Origin of the sequence: Acinetobacter sp. ATCC 27244 (assembly GCF_000156555.1) — a bacterium.
GTDB classification, from domain to species: Bacteria; Pseudomonadota; Gammaproteobacteria; order Pseudomonadales; family Moraxellaceae; genus Acinetobacter; species Acinetobacter haemolyticus.
In genome coordinates this window covers 1-5,467 of record NZ_GG665950.1, presented here as the reverse complement: position 1 = coordinate 5,467, position 5,467 = coordinate 1, and the positions used below count along the sequence as shown (strand labels likewise).

3 protein-coding genes and 1 pseudogene are annotated in these 5,467 nt (G+C 39.5%); 1 reads left to right on the top strand and 3 read right to left on the bottom strand.

Annotated elements, in window-relative coordinates; all coding sequences use genetic code 11:
• Window positions 1-212: pseudogene (locus HMPREF0023_RS02155) on the bottom strand (DUF1304 domain-containing protein); the annotation flags it as partial.
• Window positions 213-267: 55 nt separating this feature from the next.
• Window positions 268-840 carry a DUF2939 domain-containing protein gene (locus HMPREF0023_RS02150; RefSeq protein WP_017396722.1) on the bottom strand — a complete coding sequence of 191 codons (573 nt, stop codon included), beginning with the start codon at window positions 838-840 and terminating at the stop codon, window positions 268-270.
• A gap of 259 nt (window positions 841-1,099) precedes the next feature.
• Between HMPREF0023_RS02150 and uvrA the strand changes: the two genes are divergently transcribed.
• On the top strand, window positions 1,100-3,931 hold the full coding sequence (gene uvrA, locus HMPREF0023_RS02145; RefSeq protein ID WP_005088654.1) for an excinuclease ABC subunit UvrA: 2,832 nt from the start codon (window positions 1,100-1,102) through the stop codon (window positions 3,929-3,931).
• A gap of 14 nt (window positions 3,932-3,945) precedes the next feature.
• Here the strand turns inward: uvrA and HMPREF0023_RS02140 are convergent.
• On the bottom strand, window positions 3,946-5,467 hold a 1,522-nt coding region (locus HMPREF0023_RS02140), incomplete at its 5' end, for a hypothetical protein (RefSeq protein ID WP_008941057.1).

Here is a 5,467-nt window from a genome sequence, read left to right as displayed (position 1 = left end):
TTTCAGGTGCACACAATGACCAAAATAAAACCTGCGGCAAGGAAACCATTATAAAGTCCCTGATTTTGTGCCAGTACCTTAGTGAGTTGTGCTTTTTCAGGCGAATTTCCAAATGCTTTCAAACCTGCTGGTTTATCCCACAAGAACATTTCCAACACTAAGATATAAACATGTAATAGACCAATCAATGCAATTAAAATATTTGCTAGCATGTTTTTCGATTCCTTATTCTGCTCATCCTATGATTGAAATGAATGTAGCATTGATCTAGCGATTTTGCTCGATCGGCAATTGGATTTGTGTGACTTTCCAGCTCAAACCTGTTCTTTGCAAGATAATTTTGGTCGGAAAACGATTGTGTGGATGCTGAATTTGCACGGCGAATTGATTGAAAGACTGGTAACGACCTTTATAGCTTACTTTTTCAGCACCAGATAAAGATGCGGATTCGGATGAATGTGTGGTTTGAAAATCTGACTGCGTTTGCATAGGCAAACTGTCCTTGAGTTGTTTGCCTTGCATCAGCATCGTGATTCCCTGCGGTGACACCATAACATCCACCACCTTATCCAGCATCGATGACGCCAAAATTGCCCCAAGTGCAGCGAGTCCGCGCTCTGACGAAGGCGCTTGAGGCATGTCTTGCAACATTTGTGCGTTCACCTGATCTTTTAAACTCTGGCGTACACTTGGAAAATCAATATGACTGGCCAATGCTGCACTATCCTCTTGTTCAATTGCTTGACGGATTTGATAAATCGTTAAATAGGGTGAAGCAAATAAATAGCCGAAGACCAATAACACCAGCACAATGCTGGTCATCTTTAATTTTTGTGACATCTTATCCTCAGCAATGAACAATTTTTTTACTAAATGGTCTGTGAAACTTACAGATAAACACTTGGGCAATATAAAAATTTCATGTTAAAACATGAGCCACATCATTTATCCGACACAAACTGACGCTTAAAATCGTTTTGTTACAGCTTGAACAATTTTAAATCGCTATTATATAGAGGGTTTGAGGAAACTTCACAATTCCTTGTAGGGAAACAGATTACACTCCCTATTTCAATTATCACATTACTGAGATGTATTTATGAGTCAAAGTCATATCCGTATTCGAGGCGCACGTACCCATAATTTAAAAAATGTGTCACTCGATATTCCACGTGACAAGTTTGTGGTGATTACGGGACTTTCAGGCTCAGGAAAGTCATCCTTAGCATTTGATACCTTATATGCTGAAGGTCAGCGTCGCTATGTTGAATCACTTTCAGCCTATGCACGCCAATTCCTTTCGCAAATGGAAAAACCTGAAGTTGATTCAATCGAAGGTTTATCGCCTGCAATTGCGATTGAACAGAAGTCGACAAGTCATAACCCGCGTTCAACCGTTGGAACGATTACCGAAATTTATGACTATTTGCGCTTACTCTATGCGCGTGTGGGGACACCCTACTGTCCTGAACATGACTTACCGATGGTCGCACAAACCGTTTCGGAAATGGTCGATGCAGTAAAATCGCTTGAAGAAGGTACGGCACTGATGTTGCTCGCACCTGTGGTTCGTGAGCGAAAAGGTGAATACAGTAACTTATTTGAACAATTACAAAGCCAAGGCTTTGTGCGTGCGCGTGTCGATGGCGAAATTATTGATATTGATACCCCACCTGAATTAGACAAAAAGAAAAAACATACCATCGAAGTCGTGGTCGACCGTTTCAAAGTACGTGATGATCTTGGTAATCGAATTGCTGAATCCTTTGAAACTGCCTTACGTTTAGGTGGTGATATTGCAATTTTATCGTGGATGAATGGCGAACACCCTGAACGCGTCTTTTCAGCGAAACACTCTTGCCCTGAATGTGACCGTGCAGTTGCTGAACTCGAGCCTCGTTTGTTCTCATTTAACAACCCTTTTGGTGCTTGCCCTGTCTGCGATGGTTTAGGGACGCGTAGTCATTTTAGTGCCGACAAACTTATTCCAAATCCAGAAGTATCGATCAGCCAAGGTGCAATTCGTGGTTGGGACAGACAGCGTCCGTATTACTATACGATGCTTCAAAAAGTCGCAGATCATTTTGATATTCCACTCGATACCCCGTGGAATCAACTGGATAAAGAGACACAAAAGAAATTCTTACAAGGTACAGGCAAAGAAAAAATCGACCTCAGTTATATTGATGAACGTGGTCGTAAACATAACCGTGTGCAGCCTTTTGAAGGAATTTTGCCACATTTGGAACGCCGCTATCGTGAGACTGAATCGAATTATGTTCGAGATGACTTAGCTCAATACTTATCTAATGCCGCTTGTGATGCCTGTGGTGGTTCTCGTCTCAATGAAATCTCGCGTCATGTTCGTGTTAAAGACAAAACCATTGCTGAAATCACCAAGATGTCGATTGGTGATGCAGAAAGTTATTATCAAGATCTCAATCTTGAGGGGGCTAAAGGCGAAATCGCCGATAAAATCTTTAAAGAAATTCGTGAGCGTTTACACTTTTTGGTGAGCGTTGGACTCAATTATTTAAGCTTAGCACGTTCGGCTGAAACCCTTTCAGGGGGTGAAGCACAGCGTATTCGTCTCGCTTCGCAAATCGGTGCAGGTTTGATGGGCGTGATGTATGTGCTTGACGAACCATCGATTGGTCTACATCAACGTGATAATGATCGCCTATTACAAACGCTGATTCGTTTACGTGATTTGGGCAACACCGTGCTTGTGGTTGAGCATGACGAAGATGCAATTCGTGCTGCGGACCATATTATTGATATTGGACCTGGTGCAGGGATTCACGGTGGTGCGATCATCGCCGAAGGAACCTATGATGAATTGGCGAGCCATGCCGATTCGCTTACAGGCCAATATCTTTCAGGCAAATTAAAAATTGCAGTACCGAAACAACGTACTCAATCACCACGTCCTGATGAAGTAATTAAGCTTTCAGGCGCAAGTGGACATAATCTTAGAAATGTCGATTTGACCATTCCTTTAGGCATTATGACCTGTGTCACTGGCGTTTCAGGTTCAGGAAAGTCAACCTTAATTAACCGTACTTTATTGCCTTTAGCAGCCACTCAACTCAATGGTGCAACCACTCTTACCGCAGAAAAGTTTGATTCGATTGATGGTTTGCAACACTTGGATAAAGTGGTCGATATTGACCAAAGTCCAATTGGTCGTACGCCACGTTCGAATCCTGCAACTTATACAGGGTTATTTACCCCAATTCGCGAGTTATTTGCGCAAACCCCTGAAGCCAAAGCACGTGGTTATAGCGCAGGTCGTTTCTCGTTTAACGTAAAAGGTGGACGCTGTGAAGCCTGTGAAGGCGATGGCATGATCAAGGTCGCGATGCATTTCCTGCCTGATATGTATGTGCCTTGTGATGCCTGCCACGGCAAGCGTTATAACCGTGAAACGCTGGAAGTGGGCTATAAAGGTAAGAATATCTCTGATGTGTTAGAAATGACCGTAGAAGATGCTGCCGAATTTTTTAGTGCAATTCCTGTAATTCATCGTCGTCTAGAAACCCTGACTCAAGTGGGTCTTGGTTATATTCGTTTGGGTCAAGCCGCAACAACCCTTTCAGGTGGTGAGGCTCAACGCGTAAAATTAGCGCGTGAGTTAGCAAAACGTGATACGGGTAAAACCTTATATATCCTAGATGAGCCAACCACAGGTTTGCATTTCCATGATATTGCCAAGTTACTCGACATCTTGCATGAACTACGCAATAAGGGTAATACCATTGTAGTGATTGAGCATAATCTGGATGTGATCAAAACTGCCGATTGGGTGATTGATCTAGGCCCTGAAGGGGGTTCTGGTGGTGGTCAAATTATTGCAGAAGGTACACCTGAGCAAGTCGCTGAGGTTGAAATCTCACATACAGGACGTTTCTTAAAACCGATGTTGAAGTGATAAAAAAAGGAGTCTTACGACTCCTTTTCTTCATCTGTTAACTTAGCAATAAGATAATTTACATATATCTTTTGAAAGCTCGAAACCTGCGCTCTTTCATTCAGTATCTCGATTACAAACTTTTTTTGCTGATTAGGTAGTCGAGAGATGAGATGATGAACTCTAGTATTTATAAAACGTTCATCTTCCTGAAAGTCCTTGAATATAAATTGGTTTAAACTGCTTTTATCAGCATTTCTAATACTTTCTAAATCTAAATCTGAATACGCATTATTTATGTAAACATGATAAATAGCATCTTTTAAAGGAGGCGTATTTGGATTTAGTTTCAAGAATTCTTGAATAATATTTTCAAATCCATGACTCTCAAATAACCCACTTATCTTAAAAGCGTTTCTATCCTTAGATAATTTTTCCTTAATCCAACTTATAACCTTCGATTCAAGCAGCTTAGCTTTTTTAGACTTCTCAAAATCTTCTAATGTACTAATACAAGCTCTAAGATCGGGTAAAGAACTGATACCAATACTTTGACAAGAAATTGAATATAACCGATCTATAAAATCATCACTTGCCTGATAATTATCACGCTCATCCAAAAGAGCTGAAAGTTTGTCTCTTAACTTGTTATTAGAATCACTTATCAATTCAGATTGAGCTAACTTTATTAGGTTCTCATTAGAAAAATCATCTTTCTGTTCAAACCATTTTCTAAATTCTAGGCACCAATCATCTTGCTTTAAAAAGTAATTGTAAGAACTGAAAAGTCTATCGAATTTTAGATAAGTTTGCTTTTTTTTGTCAGACCATTCACTTTGCTTAGATTCACTAACAATTCTAAAATCCTCCCAACTCACCTCAGAAGCTGTACCAAAATCTTGGATAAAAAAACCTTGTAAAATTCTAGTCAGAATAATTTCTTTCGTTGAGTCAGCAACTACTTCTGGTAAAGACTTTCTAAAATCACGATACAACTTAATTACTTTTTGAAAAAATCGAAAATTATGTATATCTAACTTATCAGCAAAATCAATCATCAGATTGACTAATGCTTCATCAATATCTTTCGCATTTTCCCTTATCAAAGGCTCAACAGAATTGATAACAATCGTTTCATCGATTAACTTTTCTTTATAGTCCGCATACTTTTTCTTATTGTCACCTTCAGCTTTATCTTCATCTAAAATCAATATGACCTGACAATTCTTTTCTAATTTTAAATAGTTGGCTAACCCCATGACATCTTTAATATCAAGTTTATTAGACATACGCTCAAAGTCATCAAAGCAGATGATGGCATCATTCACCCGATTGAACATTAAATTATCGATCAATTTAACTGGTGCACTTATCCCTAACTGTGTAACACGAGAATCTTTAAAAATTGATGGTAAACCTTTAATCCACTTCGGAATTTCTACTGAGGAATGAAAGCTCTCTATATTGCTATAAATCTGAGTTTTTAAATCACTCAATGACTCTAATCCAAATAATGAAACATAAGCATATTTTCGATTAAAAACATTGCCGTCTGTC